This window comes from Arthrobacter sp. RAF14, assembly GCF_052114185.1.
Taxonomy (GTDB): Bacteria; Actinomycetota; Actinomycetes; order Actinomycetales; family Micrococcaceae; genus Arthrobacter_E.
In genome coordinates this window covers 273,728-292,540 of the sequence record NZ_JBFREG010000001.1, presented here as the reverse complement: position 1 = coordinate 292,540, position 18,813 = coordinate 273,728, and the positions used below count along the sequence as shown (strand labels likewise).

Here is an 18,813-nt window from a genome sequence, read left to right as displayed (position 1 = left end):
ATGTTCGCGATCTTCACGCGCGGCGTGGTGGACAGCTGGCGGGCGACACTCGCCTGGGCCATCGGCCTCGTCGCTGCGGCGGCCCTCTACCTGCCCTTGTTCCCGTCGATGGTGGGCAACGGGCAGATGCAGCAGCTGCTGAAGTCGCTGCCGACCCAACTCGTCCGGACCCTGAACTACGACCAGCTCGGCAGCGGTCCGGGGTACACGCAGTCGACGCTGTTCGGGCTGCTGGGTTTCCTGCTGCTCAGCATGGCCACCATCGCATGGGGCGCCTCCGCCGTCGGCGGTGACGAGGAGTCCGGGCTGCTGGAACTGACCTTGGCCCATGGCGTGACGCGGGTGCAGCTGGTGGCGGGGCGCGCCTTGGCCATCCTGGCCCGGCTGCTGTTCCTGGTCCTGGTCATGTACTGCGCCGTGGCCGTGCTCAACGGACCGTCTCAGCTGGGCCTGGACCTGGGCAAGGTCGCGGGTGCGGCCCTCGGCTATGCGGGACTGCTGGCGCTGAGCGCCGCGGCGGCGCTGCTCGGCGGTGCGCTGAAGGGCCGACGCGTGCACGGCCTCATGCTCGGCGCCGCCGTGGCGGTGCTCGGCTACATCTTCAACGCCGTGGGCAAACAGAGCGACTCCGCGAAGTGGCTGCTGGACTTCTCGCCGTACCACTGGTTCTTCGGCTCGGACCCGTTCAGCAACGGGGTCGACTGGGGCGTCTGTGCCGGGCTGTGGGGCGGGACGATCGTCCTGATGGTCCTGGCCGCGCTCATCCTGCGAGCCCGCGACGTCGGACGGTGAGTCCTGGGGCACTCACCACTCGTGCGGCGTGGGCGTGCGGGACCCCGGCAGCGCGACCTGCGAACGCCACTCGTGGATCCATTCCGGCAGCACGAGGTCCTCGGGCACGGGACCGACCTCGGCGATGATCTCCTCGTTGCTCACCGGACGTCCCCGGTGGACCAGCCGCGTGGCCATGTAGGCCCGGGCGTAGATCTCGCCGTCGGCGACCATGCGCTGTTCGAAGTAGATGGCTTTGGCGTCCAGACCGATGATGCGGGATTCGATGGTGTACCGCTGCCACAGCCTGACCGACTTGCGGTAGCTGATGGTCTGGGCGGAGACCACGGGGCTCCACCCCTTCCTGCGCATGCGCTCCCACACCCCGGCCCGGACCATGAGGTCGAAACGGCCCAGATCCATCAGGGAGAAATACATGCCGTTGTTGATGTGGACGGCGATATCCACGTCGGTCGGCAGGGCACGCATCGGCAGGCTGGACGTGTCCCAGATGCTCAACGGTGAACGGCGACGCGAGGCGAACAGCAGCCAGAGGGTCCGGAAGATGAGGTGCATGCCCTTATGTTACTTGTCAGTAACTTAGTGGGGAAGACCCGGACCGGGACAGGCACAGCACCCCGGTGTGCCGGTCCTCCGCGACGAAGCGCTCCACGACGTATCCGGCCTCTTCGGCGTGAGCGGCCGCTGCGGCGAGCTGTTCACGGTTCATCTCCAGCAGAATCCGCCCCGCGGGACTGAGCCACGGGCCCGCCTCGGTGATCACGGCCCGGACGAAGTCAAGCCCGTCCGGGCCGGCGTAAACGGCCGCGCCGGGTTCGTGTTCGCGGGACTCGCGGGACATGAACGCGGCCTCCGCCTCCGGCACGTAGGGCGGGACAGCAGCCAGGACGTCCACGGCGCCGAGGAATCGCGGCGGCACCGCGGAAAGCACCGTCCCCCGCGACACCGCGGCCCCGGAACCGAGGTTCCGCTCCGCATGTGCCAGCGCGACGGCGTCGGCGTCGCTCGCATGAACCGTCGACCCGGGAAGGTGGTGCGCCACCCAGGCGGCCACAGGAGCCGCTCCGGCGAAAGCCTCCAGCACTACAGGGTGGGAATGCTCCCGCGCAGCGGCGAGCGCCAGCCCGGCCAGGAAGAGGGTCCGCTGCCGAGGGATGAAGACGCCGGGCCCCACGGAAAGCCGCAGACCGCCGAAATCCACCCAGCCGACGAGCTGCTCCAGCGGCTCGCCCTGTTCCCGCCGCTCACACAGGCGCAGGAGATGCGCCTCGTCCAGCGCACTCTCCTCCAGGATGGCGGCCTCCTCCTCGGCGAAGACGCAGCCGGCGGTGCGCAGACGGAGCACCAGAGCGTCGGTGTCCAGGGTCGGGGTGTTCATGGGATTCATGCTCGGCGATCCGACGATCCGGCACAAGGAAATGCGCATCGCATGTGGACGAAAGCCGAAGGCGACCTGCGGGCCAATTCACGGCAGATGTTCACCCGCCATTCATTCAGCTCCTGGAAAATAAGGGCATCAAGAAGAGAACAAGCAGCAAAGGAGACTGCCGTGAGTGCACTGGGCACCGCTGAAATCAACCACCTCTGGCCTGAAATCCCGTCGGGTCAGCCGATCGCTCTCGCAGACCAGCGCGGTGACCGCATCGTCGGGCATGTGGACGGCATGACGCACGACCGCACCACGCTCTGGATCCAGCTCGACGGCGGCCTGGGCCGCCGTCTGGTCCACCACCTGGACGGCTACGCGCTGGAGAACTGAATCCTCCGACCGCATTTAGGAGTCACAAGGCCGCCGTGCGCTGAGATCCGGATAGGCTTCTGCCGTCACTCACTGCACTAGGACCTTGGGGGTACCGTCATGCACGGATCGAGTTCTGCGTTCCTCAGCGGAATTATCCTGATCTTCATCGGAGCAATCGGATCCGGCGTGATCTCTTTTCTCACCGCCACCGGGCGCCTGGGGTCCAGCCCCTTCGGTACTCTCGGCATGGCAACCATTCTGGCGCTCGTCGCCGGAGCAATCTCATTCCTGGGATTCATGATGATCCTGATAGGGATCTACCGCGGGCTCAGGTCCATCGACGATCTCCACAAGGATCGCTTCGGTCGTTCCTAACCGTTCCGCGCCTCTGGCGGCGCCGATTGCCTGCGGCCCGCCCCAGGAAACACGAAAGGCCCGGAACCATGTGGTTCCGGGCCTTTCCGTGGTGGCAGATGAGGGATTCGAACCCCCGTAGGCAGTGCCAGCTGATTTACAGTCAGCCCCCTTTGGCCGCTCGGGTAATCTGCCGAGCTTCACGAAGAAGCACTTCCCTCCGTCGTTTCCGGCGAGTGGAAGCAAGACAACTTTACAGAAGATTCTCCGCAGAATCGAATCGGGCCTCGTCAGGCCCTTCGGACGGCGGATCAGACCTGATTCTCGTCCTCGCCGGAGCCCTCGCCTGAGCCCAGGATCGTGCGGCTCATGCGCTCTTCGAAGCGGGCGGCCTGCTCTGGGGTGAGCTGCTTGAGCTCCACCGCCCGCTGAAGGTCGGCGTGGATGCCGTTCACCCGGGCCTGCGGCGCGGCCTGCGGGGCGAACGCCACCGAAGCGGCCACCACGGCGGCCGATGCCAGTGCCGCAGAAGCGCCCTTGATCGCGGTGGCAGTCCAACCGCCCGTCCTGCCGTTCGAGGCTGGGACCGCGTACTTCTTGCGTTCCGCCGTCATGACTTCTCCTGCCTTCACTGAATCCTGGATCCCCTGTGGAGTTCCTACTGAGGCAACTCTCCACGGCCCGCTTGAGTTCCGCCCAGGGATCAGCTGAGAGTGAACTGTGAGACCCGGGCGGGCTTTCCCGAGCGCTCCGCGGGCCGAGGCCTTAAACTTGGGGAAGAAATCCATCCACCGCCTAAGGAGAATCATGGCCGGCGAGTCCACGTTCGACGTTGTCAGCAAGGTAGACAAGCAAGAGGTTGCCAACGCCCTCAACCAGTCCCAGAAGGAGATCGCCCAGCGCTACGACTTCAAGGGCGTCGGCGCCGAGATCGATTTCAGCGGCGAGAAGATCCTCATGAAGGCCAACTCCGAGGACCGAGTGAAGGCCGTCCTGGACGTCTTCGAGTCCAAGCTCATCAAGCGCGGCATCTCCCTGAAGTCCCTCGACGCCGGCGAGCCCTTCCCCTCCGGCAAGGAGTACCGCATCGAAGCCTCCATCAAGGAAGGCATCGAGCAGGACATCGCCAAGAAGATCAACAAGCTCATCCGCGACGAGGCCCCCAAGTCCGTCAAGTCCCAGATCCAGGGCGACGAGCTGCGCGTGACCTCCAAGTCCCGTGATGACCTCCAGGCCACCATGGCCCTGCTGAAGAACTTCGAGGAAGTCGACCTCCAGTTCGTGAACTTCCGCAGCTAATCCGGTCGGCGCACTCGCGCCGCACCTCAGCCGGACGACGACGGCGGGTGCCTCCCTACGCGGGAGGCGCCCGCCGTCGCCGTTTCCGCAGTCGCCCTTCGCGAGACGCCACTTGGGCACGGTGCGGGGGCCTTGCACTGTGCCCAAGTGGCGTCTCGCGAAGGGCGGACACCGCCACAATGCCGCCCGCCAGCACAGGCCAAGCTCACCTGACTTCAATAGCCAACATAAAGTTTGCATAATTCAGCCGAGAGAGTAATGTTCTGCTCGGCGCACCCCTCCCCGGGCCGCGCTGCTCCCCATACACAGCAAGGAATCCAGCATGCTCGGGAACTTCCTGATCGGTCTGCGCGAAGGCCTCGAAGCGACCCTCGTGGTCGTGATCCTCATGGCCTACCTAGTCAAGACCGGACGCTCCCGCCTCCTGCCGAAGCTCTGGATCGGAATCGGCGCCGCCGTCACCGTTTCCATCGCTTTCGGCGCCCTCCTGACCTTCGGGCCGCGCGGCCTGACGTTCGAGGCGCAGGAGGCCATCGGCGGATCGCTCTCGATCATCGCCGTCGGCATGGTCACCTGGATGGTCTTCTGGATGGCCCGCACCGCGCGGACGCTCGGCTCCGAACTGCACGGCAAAATCGACGCCGCCGCCACCGGCGCCGCCTGGGGCATCATCCTGGTGGGCGCTCTCTCCGTGGGCCGTGAAGGCCTGGAAACCGCCCTCTTCCTCTGGGCCGCCGCGCAGGCGACCGGCGAAAGCACCGTCCCGCTGCTCGGCGCGGTCCTCGGACTGGCCGTCGCCGTCCTGCTCGGGTACCTGCTGCACCGCGGCGTCCTCAAGATCAACCTCGGCAAGTTCTTCACGGTGACCGGCATCTTCCTGATCCTGGTGGCCGCCGGAGTGCTCTCCTACGGCATCCACGACCTTCAGGAAGCCGGCCTGGTCCCCGGCCTGCACAGCCTGGCCTTCGACGTCTCCGGCGCCATCCCGCCGGACTCCTGGTACGGCACGCTCCTCAAGGGCACCTTCAACTTCTCCCCGGCCACCACCTGGCTGGAAGCGATCGCGTGGTGGGTCTACGTGGTCCCCACCCTGTACTTCTACCTGCGCAACTACCGCCGCGCCCAGGCCGCCCGCAAGGCCGCCCCCTCGCGGCCGGCGGCGCAGAGCGTCCCCACCGACGCGACGCCGGGCGTCCCCCGCGCCGTCGCCCCCACTTCCTGATCCCCTTCCTCCAGAACTCTCCAAGGACAGTCATGCCCGCTCCCTCCCGCCGCGCCCTCAGCTCCCTCGCGGCCCTCGCCGTCGTCGCCCCTCTGGCGCTGACCGCCTGCACCGACAACGCCAAGCCGGCCGCCGGCGCCACCGACGGGCCCATCTCCGTGAGCAGCACGGACAAGGAGTGCAAGCTCAGCGCTGCAACGGCCAAGAGCGGCCACCTGACGTTCGATGTGAAGAACGACGGCCAGCAGGTCACCGAGTTCTACCTTCTGGCCGAGGACGGTCTGCGGATCGTGGGCGAAGTCGAGAACATCGGCCCGGGCCTGTCCCGCAAGCTCGTGGTGACCGCACCCGAGGGCAAGTACCTCACGGCCTGCAAGCCCGGCATGCAGGGTGAGGGCATCCGTGCCGCGTTCACGGTGGAGGCCTCCGGGACCACCGCCTCCGTGGACTCGGACACCAAAGCCCTCCTGGACACCGCCACCAAGCAGTACGTCTCCTACGTCAAGGACCAGACCGAGCAGCTGCTGACCGGCACCAAAGCCTTCGCCGCCGCCTACGCCTCCGGTGATGCCGCGAAGGCGCGCAGCCTCTACGCCTCGGTGCGCATGCACTGGGAGCGCATCGAGCCCGTGGCCGAGTCGTTCGGCGACCTCGACCCGAGCCTCGACCTCCGTGAGGCGGACCTGGAGAAGGGCCAGCAGTGGACCGGCTGGCACAAGGCCGAGAAGGACCTGTTCCCGCCGAAGGGCTACACCGCATTGACCGCGGCCGAGCGCCAGAAGCTGTCCCAGAAGCTCGTGGCGGACACCCAGACGCTCTTCGAGCGCACCCGCACGCTGACGCTCACCCCGGACAAGCTCGGCAACGGCGCCAAGGAGCTCCTGGACGAGGTGGCCACCGGCAAGGTGACCGGTGAAGAGGAGATCTGGTCCCACACCGACCTCTGGGACTTCCAGGCCAACGTCGACGGCGCCCGGATCGCCTACCAGAACCTGCGCCCCGTGGTGACCCTGAAGAAGCCCGAGCTGGCCAAGACCCTCGACCAGCGCTTCGCAGCCCTGCAGGCCGAGCTGGACAAGTACAAGGTGGGCGACGGCTTCAAGTACTACAACGAGCTGACCCCGGACCAGGTCAAGCAGCTCGCGGCCCTCGTGGACGCCCTCGGCGAGCCACTGGGTCAGCTGACCGCCGCGGTGGTCCTCTGACCATGCCGGAGCAGGATTCCACCCCGGTCCCGCCCGCCGCCTCCCAGGAGATCACCTCCCAGGAGACGGCGGGCGTTCCGTCGTCTTCCGCCGGTCCCAGGGTCACCCGGCGGGGGCTCCTCACCACGGCCTCCCTCGTCGGGGCGGGCGCCCTCGGCGCCGCCGCGAGCTACGCCGCCACGCGCCCGTCCGAGGCCGACGCGCAGCCGGCCGTCAGCGCCGTCGCCCCCTTCCACGGCGACCACCAGGCCGGGATCGTGACGCCCGTCCAGGACCGCCTGCACATCGCATCCTTCGACGTCACCGCCACGAGCCGCGACGACGTGATCGGCCTCCTCAAGGACTGGACCGCGGCCGCGGAAGCCATGACGGCCGGCCGGGAGGCCGGGGAGGGCGGCGCCGTGGGCGGCGACTACGAGGCCCCGCCGTCGGACACCGGCGAGGCCATGGGCCTCTCCGCGTCGAACCTGACGATCACCTTCGGCTTCGGTCGCTCCTTCTTCGTGACCGACGACGGCGCGCCGCGCTTCGGTCTGTCCGGCCGCCTTCCGGAAGCGCTCATCGAGCTCCCGCACTTCCCGGGCGATCAGCTGGAACCACAGCGCACGGGTGGCGATCTGGTCATCCAGGCCTGCGCCGACGACCCGCAAGTGGCCGTCCACGCGATCCGCAACCTGTCCCGCATCGCCTTCGGCCGCGCCCGGCTGCGCTGGTCCCAGCTGGGCTTCGGGCGGACGTCCTCCACCTCCACCAGCCAGCAGACACCCCGCAATCTCTTCGGGTTCAAGGACGGCACCGCCAACCTCAAAGCGGAGGAGCCGGAGCAGCTGGCCGAGCACGTGTGGGTGGCCCCCGGCGGCAAGCCCGGCGAACAGTGGATGGCCGGCGGCAGCTACTTGGTCGCCCGCCGGATCCGCATGCACATCGAGGTCTGGGACCGGACGTCGCTCGGCGAACAGGAGGCCGTGATCGGGCGGACCAAGTCCACCGGTGCCCCGCTCTCCGGCGGCCAGGAGTTCACCGAGCCGAACTTCGAGGCCAAGGGCCGGGGCGACGCGCCGCTGATCGCGATGGACTCCCACGTCAGGCTGGCTCACGCGGCCACGAACAAGGGCGTGAAGATGCTCCGCCGCGGCTTCAACTTCACGGACGGCAACGACTCGCTGGGCCGCCTGGACGCCGGGCTGTTCTTCATCGCCTTCGTCAAGGACCCCCGCACGCAGTTCGTGCCCATGCAGAATCAGTTGGCCCGCAGCGACCGGCTGAGTGTCGAATACCTGAAGCACACCGGCTCCGGCCTGTTCGCGGTGCCGCCCGGGATCAAGCCCGGCGAGTACGTGGGCCAGGGGCTCTTCTCCTAGGATTCCCCGCTCTCCTAGGATTCCCCGCCGCGAGAAGCCAGTTGAGCACAGTCCCGGCCTCCGGGACTGTGCTCAACTGGCTTCTCGCGAGACGGCGGGAGGCTAGCGGCCGGCCATGCGCTCCAGGCGGGCGATGCGCTCCCGCATCGGCGGGTGGGTGGCGAACAGCTTGGCCACGTTGGCGCCCCGGAACGGGTTGGCGATCATGAGGTGCGAGGTGTTCACGAGCGTCTGCTCCGCCGGGAGCGGGTACTGGCTGACGCCGCGCTCGATCTTGCTCAGGGCGGAGGCGAGCGCCAGCGGATCGCCGGTGAGCTTCGCACCGTCCTCATCGGCGTCGTACTCCCGGGTCCGGGAGATCGCCATCTGGATGAGGGACGCGGCGAACGGCGCCAGCAGCGCCATGGCGATGGCGGCGAGGGGGTTCATGTTCCGTTCCCCGTCCCGGCTGCCGCCGCCGAAGAACATCATGAACTGAGCCACCGAGGTGATCACCCCGGCCACCGCCGCGGCGACCGACGAGGTCAGGATGTCCCGGTTGTAGACATGCATGAGCTCGTGGCCCAGAACGCCGCGCAGCTCCCGGTCATTCAGCAGCTGGACGATGCCGTTCGTCACGCAGACGGCGGCATGCTGCGGATTGCGACCCGTGGCAAAGGCGTTGGGCGTCATGGTGGGTGAGATGTAGATCCGCGGCATCGGCTGCCCGGCCGACTGGGACAGCTCCCGCACCACGCGGTACAGCTCGGGGGCCTGCGACTCCGGGATCTCCACGGCCTGCATGGAACGGATGGCGATCTTGTCGCTGTTCCAGTAGCTGTAGAAGGTGGTGCCCACACCGATCAGCGCCATGATCCAGATCGGGGCGGCGCTGCGCGTCCAGAAGCCGATCAGCGCACCGAGCCCCAGAAGCACCGCCCACAGCACTCCGAAGAGCGCGGCGGTCTTCAGGCCGTTGTGATGGTTGTGCACGGGTGGCTCCTCACTCGCGAAAGCCCCGGACGGTTCCGGGCGGGCGGCTGGTCTCTACTATTCACCAACGTGCGTTCAGGGCACCGGGTTCCGCGCGTCGTAGTCGAGGAATCCGCGCTGCGCCCGGGACACCGCCCAGGTGGCCGCGATGCACACCATCCCACCGATCAGCAGGACCCAGCCCTCACGGAACCAGGTGGTGGCGCCACCGGCCAGCATGTCCCCCAGCCGCGGCCCGCCGGCCACTACCACGATGAAGACGCCCTGGAGACGGCCCCGGAACTCATCCGGGGTGGCGGCCTGGAGGATCGTGCTGCGGAACACCGCGCTGATGGAGTCCGCCACCCCGGCCGCGGCACAGCAGAGCGCGGCCGGCACGAGCCAGACCGTGACCCCCTGGCGGCCGCCGTCGCCGGCCAGGACCACCATGAGACCGAACGCGCCGAGACTCGCGCCCCAGGCCATGACGGAGAACACCACCGCGGCGCCCTGCTTCCGCACGTGGTTGAGAGGTCCGCTGAACAGGCCGGCCAGGAAGGATCCCAGCGCGAAGGCTGCCAGGAGGATGCCCACCGTGGTCTCCCCACCCCCGAGCATCACGGCGCCGATGGCGGGAAGGAGCGCCCTCGGCTGACAGGCGATCATCGCGATCAGGTCCAGGATGAACGTCATGCGGACGTTGGGGCGGGTTCCGAGAAAACGGAAACCTTCCAGCACACTGGTCACGCCCACCGTGCGGGGCGCGCCCTCCGGCGGCATGGCGGGCAGGCTGAACAGCGCCCACATGACCACGAAGTAGCTGATCGCATCCACCGTGTAGGTCCATTCGAAACCGACGGACGCCACCAGAAAGCCACCCAGAAGCGGCCCCACCATGGTGGCGAGGCCGAAGGTGATCATGTTGAGCGCATTGGCGGAGGCCAGCAGTTCCGGCCGGACCAGGAGCGGGATCATGGCCGAGCGGGCCGGGGCGTTGATGCCCAGCGCGGCACTCTGCACGGCCGCGAGCGCGAAGAGCAGCCAAACGTTCTCCAGGTGCAACCACGCCTGCACGGCGAGCCCCACCGCGCTCAGCCAGAGGGCGGCGGAGGCCACGATGGCGACGGTCCGGCGGTCATACACGTCCGCGATCGACCCGCCGAACAGCCCCGCGATCACCAGAGGCACCAGGGCGAAGACGCTCAGCAGGCCCACGTAAGAGCTCTCCTGGGTGATCTTGTAGACCTCCAGACTGAGGGCCACCACCGTGAGCTGGCTCCCCGCGTTGGACACCGCGGTCCCGATCCAGAGTCGCTTGAAGGCGGGGCTCTCCCGCAGGGGCGTCAGGTCAGCCAGGAATCTCCGCACCGGCTAAGCGTAATCCGGCGCCTGAAGTTCCCGAGTCGCACCGACCATGCCCCTCAGCCCGGCTTCCAGGAAGCGCACGACGGCGTCCGCGTCGACGTCGCGCTCGATCGCAAGGCTGATCAGCGCCTCCTCCGCGTAGGAGACCCAGGCGCGCAGGGCCACTCTCAGCATGGCCGTGTCCTCGAATCCCAGCTCGATGAACGCGTCCAGCAGCCGTTCGGCGTTGAGCTCCCGGGACTCGTCCACCACGGTCCGCACGGCGGGGTCTCCACTGGCGATGCCGCGGACCAGCGAGTAGAAGGTGCCCCGGTGCTGCTGCACGAAGTGGGTGATCCGCAGCAGGGTCTCGTGGATCCGCTCGCGGGGAGGCAGCTCCAGGCGCGGCGCGGTGGCGACCAGGAGGCTGTCCCTGGCCTTCGTCACCACGGCGAGGTGCATGCCCTGGCGGGTCTCGAAATAGTGGAACAGGAGCGGCCGGGAGACACCGGCCTGGCGGGCCAGTTCGTCCATGCTCAGTTCGTCGAGGGAATGGTCGGCCAGGAAGTTCACGCCGGCGGCGATCAACTGAGCGCGGCGCTCCTCGGGACTCAGACGGACGCGCTGCACTTCGGACACTCTCTGAGTGTACTGATCATCCCGGGTGCGCTGGTCATCCCGGTACACGGGGCATTCCGGGCGCATTCCGAGCGGGCTGGGCCGTCGCTCTCACCCCCCTCTATTGACTCGCAGTCAACAAGAACGTTATCTTCGTCACATGCGCGCCGCCGAAGGGGTCGGCGCCCGTTCCAGGAGGTTCGATGAAATTCCCCAGGTCTGAGCGTCTCCGTAAGATCAGTTCTTCACATGCCGGGCGCATCGTGCTCGTCGCAGTCCCGGCGGCCCTCGTCGCCACCACCCTCATGGGCGGCATCGCCCAGGGCGCCGTCCCCGTCTCCTTCGCCGTCTCCGGCAGCCAATTCCAGATCGGCGCCTCATCGCTCGAGGGCACCGGCTTCTCCCAGTACGCCGGAGTCGCCCGGGACACGGAAGGCAAGAACCACACCGTGGCGATCGCCAACATCAAGAGCGCCACTCTGAGCGACCTCTGCCAGGCCGTCACTACCGACACCCCCCTCGGCAAGGTCGGCGTCCTCATCAAGGCCGGCGGCGGCGGGAACCCCGCCTCCGCCTCCGACCTCCAGATCGGCATGACCGGCCTCAAGGGCGACGCTTCCTTCGGCAAGATCCGGATCGGCGTGGACGCCTCCACGGTCAACACGTCGGCGAAGGGCACCCCCGGGGACTTCGCCCAGGACGCGGACACGGTGACCATCAAGAACCTGGAGCAGACCGCCTGGAGCACCCAGGCCTCCGTCTTCACCCTCACCGGAATGAAGCTGGAGCTGACGGACGGGTCCAAGGGATGCTTCTGAGCGGCGACGGCACCCTGGCGGAGGACGGAATGGCACCGGGAGCCCGACGCCGGGCCCTCCGCGGCAGCGCTTCCCAGCCGAACCGGCGGGTCGCCGGCCCCGCGAGCGCCTCCGCTATGACCTCCTCGCCCGCGGCGGACGGCTCGGTTCCGGCGGGCGACTCCCCCGCGGAGACTACGGCCCCGTCCATGGACACCGCCGCCGCCAGCGGAGGTGATTTCCGGACCTGGCGGAAGCAACGCCCCTTCGTCGGCGGCCTGCTCGTGGCCCTGGGCGGCGTGGAGATGTTCTTCTCCGGACAGCTCGACATCGGCCATCTGCACGTGCAGCTCGGTATCGAAGGATTCCAGGCCACGGTCATCCCCCTGGCCTTGTTCCTGCTGGGCATCCTGGCGATGACCATGCCGGACCACCACGTCTTCTACGGCATCATCGCCTTGGCGCTGGCCCTGTACTCCTTGGTGGGCGTGAACCTCGGCGGATTCCTGGTCGGCATGCTGCTGGCCGGGACGGGTGGCGTGCTGGTGGCCGCCTGGATGAAACGGAGTCCCGATCCCCAGGGGGAACCCGCCTCATGACTCAGCCACGCCGCCGCGGGCTCGGAGCGCTGCTGGCCGGCGCCGTGCTGGTGACACCCCTCGCCCTCGGCGCCGCCCAGGCCCCCGAATCCCAGCCCGCAGCCTTCTGCCTCCCCATCCTCTTCACCTGTTCCTCGCCTTCGCCGAGCCCCGCGCCCGGCACGCCGAAGCCCTCCGCCCCGGCCACCCCGGCACCGGGCGCCGGCACGCCGACCATCCCCGGCATCCCCGCGGGCGGCTCCGAGGGGTCCGGCCCCGCCGTGCCCCTGCCCGGCGCCGACGGGTCCGGGGCCCAGCAGCCCGGCGCCGCAACACCGTCGTCGGGCGCCACCGACTCCGCCCACCCCTCGCCGACCGCGAAGCCGTCCCCGAAGAAGCCCGTGAAGGCCACCCGGGAGGACAGCGCCCCCATCTTCACCAGGACGCCCGCCTCCATGGGCTCCCGGGGGCTGTCCTTCACGGGCCTGCACTCGATCGGGATCGTCTCGGTGCCGACCGTCGACGGCGGAAGTGTCCGCACGCTGAAGATCAGCGCGGACTCCATCACCATCACCGACTTCTCCCTCACCGTGCGGCCACCGAACGGCCCCGGGCTGGTCACCTCGGCTGACACCATGACGCTGCAAGGTCACGTCAGCGTGTATCTCGGCTCGATCACCGCGACGACTTCAAACGGCCGTTCGCTCACGCTCGGCACCGACACGCCTCCCCCGCTGGACGACGTCGCGCCGGGGCTCCTGCGCGTCACCATGGGCCTGGTGGGAAGCACCGCGGACTCGATCAGCTACACGAACACCGACCAGCGGATCGTCGACCCCTGAGTCTCCCTGGGCGCCGCCCGATCTATTTCAAGGAATTTCCCTCCGGTAATTGCGAGCTAGTCAAAATAAGTGCTTGAATGGGGGCATGTCCCAGTTCACGGCACTCCCCGACCGGGCCTCCGCCTGGTCCGAGCAACTGCGTACCGCCGGACGGCGCGTCACGAAGCAGCGCCTTGCCGTGCTCGCAGCCATCGACACCCATCCGCACTCGACCGCGGAGAACATCCTCGACCTGGCCCGCCACGAGCTTCCCGGACTCTCTGCGCAGTCCGTTTACGTGGTGCTCGGCGACCTGACGGAACTCGGCATGCTGCGGCGTTTCGAACCGCCGCACTCCCCCGCGCTCTACGAGACCCGCACGGGTGACAACCACCACCACGCCATCTGCACACGGTGCGGACGCATCGAGGACGTGGACTGCGCCGTCGGGCATGCGCCGTGCCTGCACCCCCACTGGAACGATGACCAGCAGCCCATGAGCATCCAGATCGCGGATGTCCTTTACCAGGGCATCTGTCAGGACTGCCTCGCCGCCGAACGTCAGGACGGCGGCTGAGCCGCGCCCGCGGCCCCCGAATCCCCTTTCACCTCCGTAATCAACCATCCCCGGAAGGAACACTGTGTCTGAGAGCACCGTCTCCAAGTGCCCCGTCGCCCACGGCGGCCGTGTACACCCCACCAAGGGCAGCGCCAACACTGAGTGGTGGCCCAACAAGCTCAACCTGAAGATCCTGGCGAAGAACCCCGAGGTGGCGAACCCGCTCGACCCGGACTTCAACTACACCGAGGCGTTCAACGCGCTGGACCTGGACGCGGTCAAGGCCGATCTGACGGCCCTCATGACGGACTCCAAGGACTGGTGGCCCGCCGACTTCGGTCACTACGGCCCCTTCATGATCCGCATGGCCTGGCACTCCGCCGGCACCTACCGCTCCCACGACGGCCGCGGTGGCGGCGGCGCGGGCCAGCAGCGCTTCGCACCCCTGAACTCCTGGCCGGACAACGTGGGCCTGGACAAGTGCCGCCGCCTGCTCTGGCCGATCAAGAAGAAGTACGGCCAGTCGATCTCCTGGGCCGATCTGTTCATCCTGGCGGGCAACGTCGCCCTCGAGGACATGGGCCTGAAGACCTTCGGCTTCGCCGGTGGCCGCCCGGATGTCTGGGAAGCCGACGACGATGTCTACTGGGGCCCGGAGAAGGTCTGGCTGGACAACGAGCGCTACACCGGCGTCCGTGACCTGGAAGCCCCCCTGGCCGCCGTGCAGATGGGCCTGATCTACGTGAACCCGGAAGGCCCGGACGGCAACCCGGACCCGCTGGCCTCCGCCATCGACATCCGTGAGACCTTCCGCCGCATGGGCATGGACGACGAGGAGACCGTGGCCCTGATCGCCGGCGGCCACACCTTCGGCAAGACCCACGGCGCCCACAAGGACGACCAGATCGGCCCGGACCCGGAGGCTGCTCCGCTGGAGAACCAGGGCTTCGGCTGGAAGAACGGCTACGGCACCGGCTCGGGCGACGACACCGTCGGCTCCGGCCTGGAGGTCACCTGGACCTACCACCCGACCCGCTGGGACAACGAGTTCTTCCACATCCTCTACGCGTACGAGTGGGAGCTCATGGAGTCCCCCGCCGGCGCCAAGCAGTGGCGTCCCACCAACGGCGGCGGCGCGGACATGGTCCCCATGGCCCACTCGGCCGGCCGTCGCGAGCCCCGCATGCTGACGAGCGACCTTGCCCTGCGCGAGGACCCGATCTACGGTCCGATCTCCCTGCGCTTCAAGGAGAACCCGGCCGAATTCGAAGAGGCCTTCGCCCGCGCCTGGTTCAAGCTGACCCACCGTGACATGGGCCCCAAGGTCCGTTACCTCGGCAAGGAGGTCCCGGCGGAGGACCTCATCTGGCAGGATCCGCTGCCCGCCGCCCCGGCTCAGACCATCGGCGACGCAGAGATCGCCGTGCTCAAGGAGAAGATCGCCGCCTCCGGCCTCTCCGTCGAGGACCTGGTCTCCACCGCGTGGAAGTCCGCGGCGTCCTTCCGCGGCTCCGACAAGCGCGGCGGCGCCAACGGTGGCCGCATCCGTCTGGAACCGCAGGTCAACTGGCCCGTCAACCAGCCGGACAAGCTGAAGCCCGTGATCTCCGTCCTGGAGGGCATCGTGGCCGACTTCAACGCGACCGCCGCCGTCCCGGTGTCCTTCGCGGACGTCGTGGTGCTCGCCGGCAACGTCGGTGTGGAGCAGGCCGCCCTGGCCGCCGGCCAGAACATCACCGTGCCCTTCACCCCGGGCCGCGTGGATGCCACGCAGGAGCAGACCAGCCCGGAGCAGTTCGCCTGGCTGCAGCCGGTGGCCGATGGCTTCCGCAACTACAACAGCGGCTACATCAACCTGCCCGCCGAGTACCTGCTGATCGACCGCGCGAACCTGCTCAACCTCTCCGGCCCGGAGATGACCGTGCTCCTCGGCGGTCTGCGCGTGCTCGGCAACAACTGGGACGGCTCCAGCACCGGTGTCTTCACCGAACGCCCGGGCGCCCTCAGCAACGACTTCTTCGTGAACCTGCTGGACCTCGGTCAGACCTGGATCCCGGCGGACGACGAGCAGAGCTACACCACTGCTGACGGCCGCTGGACCGGCAGCCGCGTGGACCTGGTGTTCGGCGCCAACTCCGAACTCCGCGCCCTCGCCGAGGTCTACGCCTCGGACGATGCCCAGGAGAAGTTCGTCACCGACTTCGCCGCGGCATGGGCCAAGGTCATGGACAACGACCGCTTCGAGCTCAAGAAGTAGTCCCCTCCGGACGCTGAAAGGCCCCGGCGCCACCGCAAGGTGGTTCCGGGGCCTTTCCCGTGCCCGACGGGGGAGGCCGTTACTTCTTGCAGACCTTGCCCAGCTCGGTGAAGCTGTCCGAGACCTTGGTGACGGAGCCCGAGAGCTCGGTCATCTTGGACGAAGCCGTGGAGGGATCCGCGGCGGCGGCCTTGATCTTCGCGGTGAAGTCGGCGTAGGCGGCACTCGCCGCTTCGGCCTTCGGCTTGACGTCCGGATTGGAGACGCCCTTGACGCTCTCGGCGAGCTTGTCCGAGAACTTGCTCAGCCCGTCGGCCGCGGCCTTGGGATCGGACGCGAACTTGGTCATGTTGGACTGCAGTTCGGTGCTGATGCCGCTCATGTCGCTGTCCAGCTTGGAGCAGGCGTCCGCGACGCTCTGGCCGCCACAGGCGCTCAGGCTCACGGCCAGCAGCGGAACGGCGACGACGCCGAGTGCGCGCGTGACGATGGTCTTGCTCATGGTTTCCCCTTTTTTGCTGCGCTGGAGCACCATGCGAGTGATCATCTCCAGCGATTTTCTTTGACGGACGTCACAGTAACACGGCGACACAGACGGGCCGCGGCGTGTGACAGCCGTCAGGTCCCCGGTTTCAACTCCGAGTCGATGGTGAGGAAGAAGGACTTCAGCAGCCGCTCGAACGCCTCCGTGGCCCCCTCGCGCTCGCCCGTGACGATCACGTCATAGCGCAGCCCGGTCAGCGTGGCCACGAACAGACGGGCGGTCCTCCGTGCCTCGGCTTCGCCCAGGCCCTGGTTCCTGAGCCATTCCTGCACCACGTCCACCCAGGAGTGGTACAGCTGGCTGCCGTTGCCACGCGGTTTCTCCAGCACCGAGTCCTGCATGGCCGCCTCGAAATGGAGGCGCTGCAGCTGGATGCCGTACTCGCGCAGCCCCACCTTCCAGGCGTTCCGCAGCCAGGCCTCGAATTCCGCCCGGTCGGCACTGACCATCTCCGGCTCCAGCACCTCTGAGGGACGGGCCTCGATCGCGTGCACGATCTGGGAGATGAGTTCCTCGCGGGAACCGAAGTGGTACACCAGCACGTAGCTGCTGATGCCCAGTCCGTCGGCGAGGGTTCGGAAGGTGAGGTCCGCGATCGACTTGTCCTGCAGGTACAGCAGGATGTCGTGCATGAGCTCTGATTTACGTTCAGGTCGGGGAGGACGCGCCATACGCGCCATCTTAGGTCCCCGTGCCACTCGGCGAGCGCAAGCGGGCCGCGAGATGACGGCGGGCCGACCGCACGCGGGCGGGAGCCCACCCGGGGACGACGACGGCGCCGCACCCCGGGAAGGGTGCGGCGCCGTCGTCGTGGGCCGGGTCAGCGGCCGGTGGCCGAAGCTGCCGGATCGTCCACGAACTCCTTCGCCTCCGTGAAGCGTTCGTTCAGGCGGGAGTGCCGCTGGCCGTACGCGAAGTAGATCGCGAAGCCGAGCACCAGCCAGATGAGGAAGAACAGCCAGGTCTGCACGGCCAGGTTCGTCATCAGGTAGAAGCACAGCACGGCGGACAGCGCGGGAAGCACCGGGCCGAGCGGCACCCGGAACGCCGGACGGAGGTCCGGGCGCTTGCGGCGCAGCACCAGGATGCCCACGGAGACCATCACGAAGGCGCACAGGGTGCCGATGTTGATCATCTCCTCCAGGATGTCCACCTGGGTCAGGCCGGCCACCAGCGCCACGGCCACGCCGCACAGGATCTGAGTGCGGGCCGGGGTGGAGTGCTTGTCGCTCGTCTTGGACAGGGCCCGCGGCAGCAGACCGTCGCGGCTCATGGCCAGGACCACACGGGCCAGGCCCATGAGGAGCACCATGATGACCGTGGTGAGGCCGATCAGGGAGCCGAAGGCGATGACCTTGGCGGCGTCGGTGTTGCCGACGGCCTCGAACGCGGTGGTGAGCGTGGGGCTCTTGGCCTTGGCCAGGTCCGTGTAGGACACCATGCCGGTCAGGGCCAGGGACACCAGGATGTAGAGCAGGGTGACCAGGGCCAGACCGCCGAAGATGCCGCGCGGCAGGGTCTTCTGCGGGTTCTTGACCTCCTCCGCGGAGGTCGCCACGACGTCGAAGCCGATGAAGGCGAAGAACACCAGCGCCGCACCGGCGAAGATGCCCAGCGTGCCGTACTGCGCCGGAGCGGCGCCCGTCAGGAAGCCGAAGAGGGACTGCTTCATGACGTCCTCCACGGCGTTGCCTGCGCTCGGCACGGACTGCGGGACGAACGGGGTGTAGTTCTCCGCCTTGATGTAGAAGAAGCCCACGATGATCACGAAGAGGACCACGGCGATCTTGATGAGCGTGAAGACATTGCCCACGCGGGCCGAGAGCTTGGTGCCCAGCACCAGCAGGACCGTGAAGATGGCCACGATGAGGAACGCGCCCCAGTAGACGTCCAGTCCGCCGATGTTGACGGCCTCGGGCATCTTGACCCCCACCAGGTCGAAGACCTTGGAGAGGTAGATGCCCCAGTACTTGGCGATCACGGCGGCCGCGGTGAAGAGCTCCAGGATGAGGTTCCAGCCGACGATCCAGGCGAGGACCTCGCCCAGAGTGGCGTAGGTGAAGACATACGCCGAACCCGCCACGGGGATGGCCGTGGCGAATTCGGCGTAACACATGATGGCCAGCGCGCAGGTGACGGCCGCGATGACGAAGGACAGCGTGACGGCCGGGCCGGCGAAGTTGGCGGCAGCCTTGGCGCCAACGGAGAAGATGCCGGCGCCGACGGCCACGGCGACGCCCATGATCATGAGGTCCCAGGCACTCAGGGAACGCTTGAGCCGGCGACCCGGCTCCTCGGCGTCAGCAATTGACTTCTCAATTGACTTGGTACGGAGAATGTTCATCAGATTCCACATTCTGTGTCGTGTAA

The 18,813-nt window shown here is 67.9% G+C and carries 21 protein-coding genes and 1 tRNA gene; 12 read left to right on the top strand and 10 right to left on the bottom strand.

What is annotated here, in order from left to right; translation table 11 throughout:
- On the top strand, positions 1 to 792 hold the full coding sequence (locus tag AB4Y75_RS01420; protein ID WP_441434136.1) for an ABC transporter permease subunit: 792 nt from the start codon (positions 1 to 3) through the stop codon (positions 790 to 792).
- A gap of 12 nt (positions 793 to 804) precedes the next feature.
- Here the strand turns inward: AB4Y75_RS01420 and AB4Y75_RS01415 are convergent, their stop codons facing one another.
- Positions 805 to 1,347 (bottom strand): acyl-CoA thioesterase, encoded by a 543-nt coding sequence (locus AB4Y75_RS01415; protein WP_441434135.1) that lies wholly within the window; start codon positions 1,345 to 1,347, stop codon positions 805 to 807.
- Between the two features lie 16 nt (positions 1,348 to 1,363).
- On the bottom strand, positions 1,364 to 2,170 hold the full coding sequence (locus tag AB4Y75_RS01410) for a N5-glutamine methyltransferase family protein (protein WP_441434134.1): 807 nt from the start codon (positions 2,168 to 2,170) through the stop codon (positions 1,364 to 1,366).
- A gap of 171 nt (positions 2,171 to 2,341) precedes the next feature.
- Here AB4Y75_RS01410 and AB4Y75_RS01405 point away from each other — a divergent pair, with 171 nt between their 5' ends.
- Both AB4Y75_RS01405 and AB4Y75_RS01400 read left to right on the top strand, forming a co-directional pair.
- Positions 2,342 to 2,551, top strand: a complete 210-nt coding sequence (locus AB4Y75_RS01405; protein ID WP_441434133.1) for a hypothetical protein — start codon at positions 2,342 to 2,344, stop codon at positions 2,549 to 2,551.
- A gap of 99 nt (positions 2,552 to 2,650) precedes the next feature.
- Complete coding sequence (locus AB4Y75_RS01400) at positions 2,651 to 2,908, top strand: hypothetical protein (RefSeq protein ID WP_441434132.1); 258 nt, start codon at positions 2,651 to 2,653, stop codon at positions 2,906 to 2,908.
- Between the two features lie 89 nt (positions 2,909 to 2,997).
- Here AB4Y75_RS01400 and AB4Y75_RS01395 read toward each other — a convergent pair.
- Both AB4Y75_RS01395 and AB4Y75_RS01390 read right to left on the bottom strand, forming a co-directional pair.
- Positions 2,998 to 3,082: transfer RNA gene (locus tag AB4Y75_RS01395), tRNA-Tyr, on the bottom strand.
- A gap of 116 nt (positions 3,083 to 3,198) precedes the next feature.
- Entirely contained in the window at positions 3,199 to 3,501 is a 303-nt protein-coding gene (locus AB4Y75_RS01390; RefSeq protein WP_441434131.1) for a hypothetical protein, read from the bottom strand.
- 193 nt (positions 3,502 to 3,694) lie between these two features.
- Here AB4Y75_RS01390 and AB4Y75_RS01385 point away from each other — a divergent pair, with 193 nt between their 5' ends.
- From AB4Y75_RS01385 to efeB, 4 genes are all read left to right on the top strand, one after another.
- Positions 3,695 to 4,186, top strand: a complete 492-nt coding sequence (locus AB4Y75_RS01385; protein ID WP_441434130.1) for a YajQ family cyclic di-GMP-binding protein — start codon at positions 3,695 to 3,697, stop codon at positions 4,184 to 4,186.
- A 322-nt stretch (positions 4,187 to 4,508) separates the two neighbouring features.
- A complete protein-coding gene (gene efeU, locus AB4Y75_RS01380) occupies positions 4,509 to 5,408 on the top strand; it encodes an iron uptake transporter permease EfeU (protein WP_441434129.1) in 900 nt (299 codons plus the stop codon).
- 32 nt (positions 5,409 to 5,440) lie between these two features.
- Positions 5,441 to 6,613 carry an iron uptake system protein EfeO gene (gene efeO / locus AB4Y75_RS01375; protein ID WP_441434128.1) on the top strand — a complete coding sequence of 391 codons (1,173 nt, stop codon included), beginning with the start codon at positions 5,441 to 5,443 and terminating at the stop codon, positions 6,611 to 6,613.
- A 2-nt stretch (positions 6,614 to 6,615) separates the two neighbouring features.
- The gene (gene efeB, locus AB4Y75_RS01370) at positions 6,616 to 7,974 is read left to right on the top strand and encodes an iron uptake transporter deferrochelatase/peroxidase subunit (RefSeq protein WP_441434127.1); all 1,359 of its coding nucleotides are present in this window, start codon (positions 6,616 to 6,618) and stop codon (positions 7,972 to 7,974) included.
- Positions 7,975 to 8,076: 102 nt separating this feature from the next.
- Here the strand turns inward: efeB and htpX are convergent, their stop codons facing one another.
- The 3 genes from htpX to AB4Y75_RS01355 all read right to left on the bottom strand — a co-directional run bounded on the left by htpX (position 8,077) and on the right by AB4Y75_RS01355 (position 10,908).
- On the bottom strand, positions 8,077 to 8,946 hold the full coding sequence (gene htpX / locus AB4Y75_RS01365) for a zinc metalloprotease HtpX (protein WP_441434126.1): 870 nt from the start codon (positions 8,944 to 8,946) through the stop codon (positions 8,077 to 8,079).
- Positions 8,947 to 9,021: 75 nt separating this feature from the next.
- Positions 9,022 to 10,293: an MFS transporter gene (locus tag AB4Y75_RS01360; RefSeq protein ID WP_441434125.1), complete on the bottom strand. Its 1,272-nt coding sequence runs from the start codon at positions 10,291 to 10,293 to the stop codon at positions 9,022 to 9,024.
- Between the two features lie 3 nt (positions 10,294 to 10,296).
- Positions 10,297 to 10,908 carry a TetR/AcrR family transcriptional regulator gene (locus tag AB4Y75_RS01355; RefSeq protein ID WP_441434124.1) on the bottom strand — a complete coding sequence of 204 codons (612 nt, stop codon included), beginning with the start codon at positions 10,906 to 10,908 and terminating at the stop codon, positions 10,297 to 10,299.
- Between the two features lie 182 nt (positions 10,909 to 11,090).
- Here AB4Y75_RS01355 and AB4Y75_RS01350 point away from each other — a divergent pair, with 182 nt between their 5' ends.
- From AB4Y75_RS01350 to katG, 5 genes are all read left to right on the top strand, one after another.
- Positions 11,091 to 11,705: a DUF6230 family protein gene (locus tag AB4Y75_RS01350; RefSeq protein WP_441434123.1), complete on the top strand. Its 615-nt coding sequence runs from the start codon at positions 11,091 to 11,093 to the stop codon at positions 11,703 to 11,705.
- Between the two features lie 29 nt (positions 11,706 to 11,734).
- The gene (locus AB4Y75_RS01345) at positions 11,735 to 12,283 is read left to right on the top strand and encodes a DUF6114 domain-containing protein (protein WP_441434122.1); all 549 of its coding nucleotides are present in this window, start codon (positions 11,735 to 11,737) and stop codon (positions 12,281 to 12,283) included.
- Entirely contained in the window at positions 12,280 to 13,104 is an 825-nt protein-coding gene (locus AB4Y75_RS01340) for a hypothetical protein (RefSeq protein WP_441434121.1), read from the top strand. Before AB4Y75_RS01345 ends, AB4Y75_RS01340 begins: the two co-directional genes overlap by 4 nt.
- 85 nt (positions 13,105 to 13,189) lie before the next feature.
- Positions 13,190 to 13,660 (top strand): Fur family transcriptional regulator, encoded by a 471-nt coding sequence (locus AB4Y75_RS01335; protein WP_441434120.1) that lies wholly within the window; start codon positions 13,190 to 13,192, stop codon positions 13,658 to 13,660.
- A 64-nt stretch (positions 13,661 to 13,724) separates the two neighbouring features.
- On the top strand, positions 13,725 to 15,899 hold the full coding sequence (katG, locus tag AB4Y75_RS01330; protein WP_441434119.1) for a catalase/peroxidase HPI: 2,175 nt from the start codon (positions 13,725 to 13,727) through the stop codon (positions 15,897 to 15,899).
- Positions 15,900 to 15,978: 79 nt separating this feature from the next.
- Here katG and AB4Y75_RS01325 read toward each other — a convergent pair whose 3' ends face one another.
- The 3 genes from AB4Y75_RS01325 to AB4Y75_RS01315 all read right to left on the bottom strand — a co-directional run bounded on the left by AB4Y75_RS01325 (position 15,979) and on the right by AB4Y75_RS01315 (position 18,787).
- A complete protein-coding gene (locus tag AB4Y75_RS01325) occupies positions 15,979 to 16,401 on the bottom strand; it encodes a hypothetical protein (protein WP_441434118.1) in 423 nt (140 codons plus the stop codon).
- A 116-nt stretch (positions 16,402 to 16,517) separates the two neighbouring features.
- Positions 16,518 to 17,075, bottom strand: a complete 558-nt coding sequence (locus AB4Y75_RS01320) for a TetR/AcrR family transcriptional regulator (protein ID WP_441434117.1) — start codon at positions 17,073 to 17,075, stop codon at positions 16,518 to 16,520.
- A 188-nt stretch (positions 17,076 to 17,263) separates the two neighbouring features.
- Positions 17,264 to 18,787, bottom strand: a complete 1,524-nt coding sequence (locus tag AB4Y75_RS01315; RefSeq protein ID WP_441434116.1) for an APC family permease — start codon at positions 18,785 to 18,787, stop codon at positions 17,264 to 17,266.
- Positions 18,788 to 18,813 lie beyond the last annotated feature (26 nt).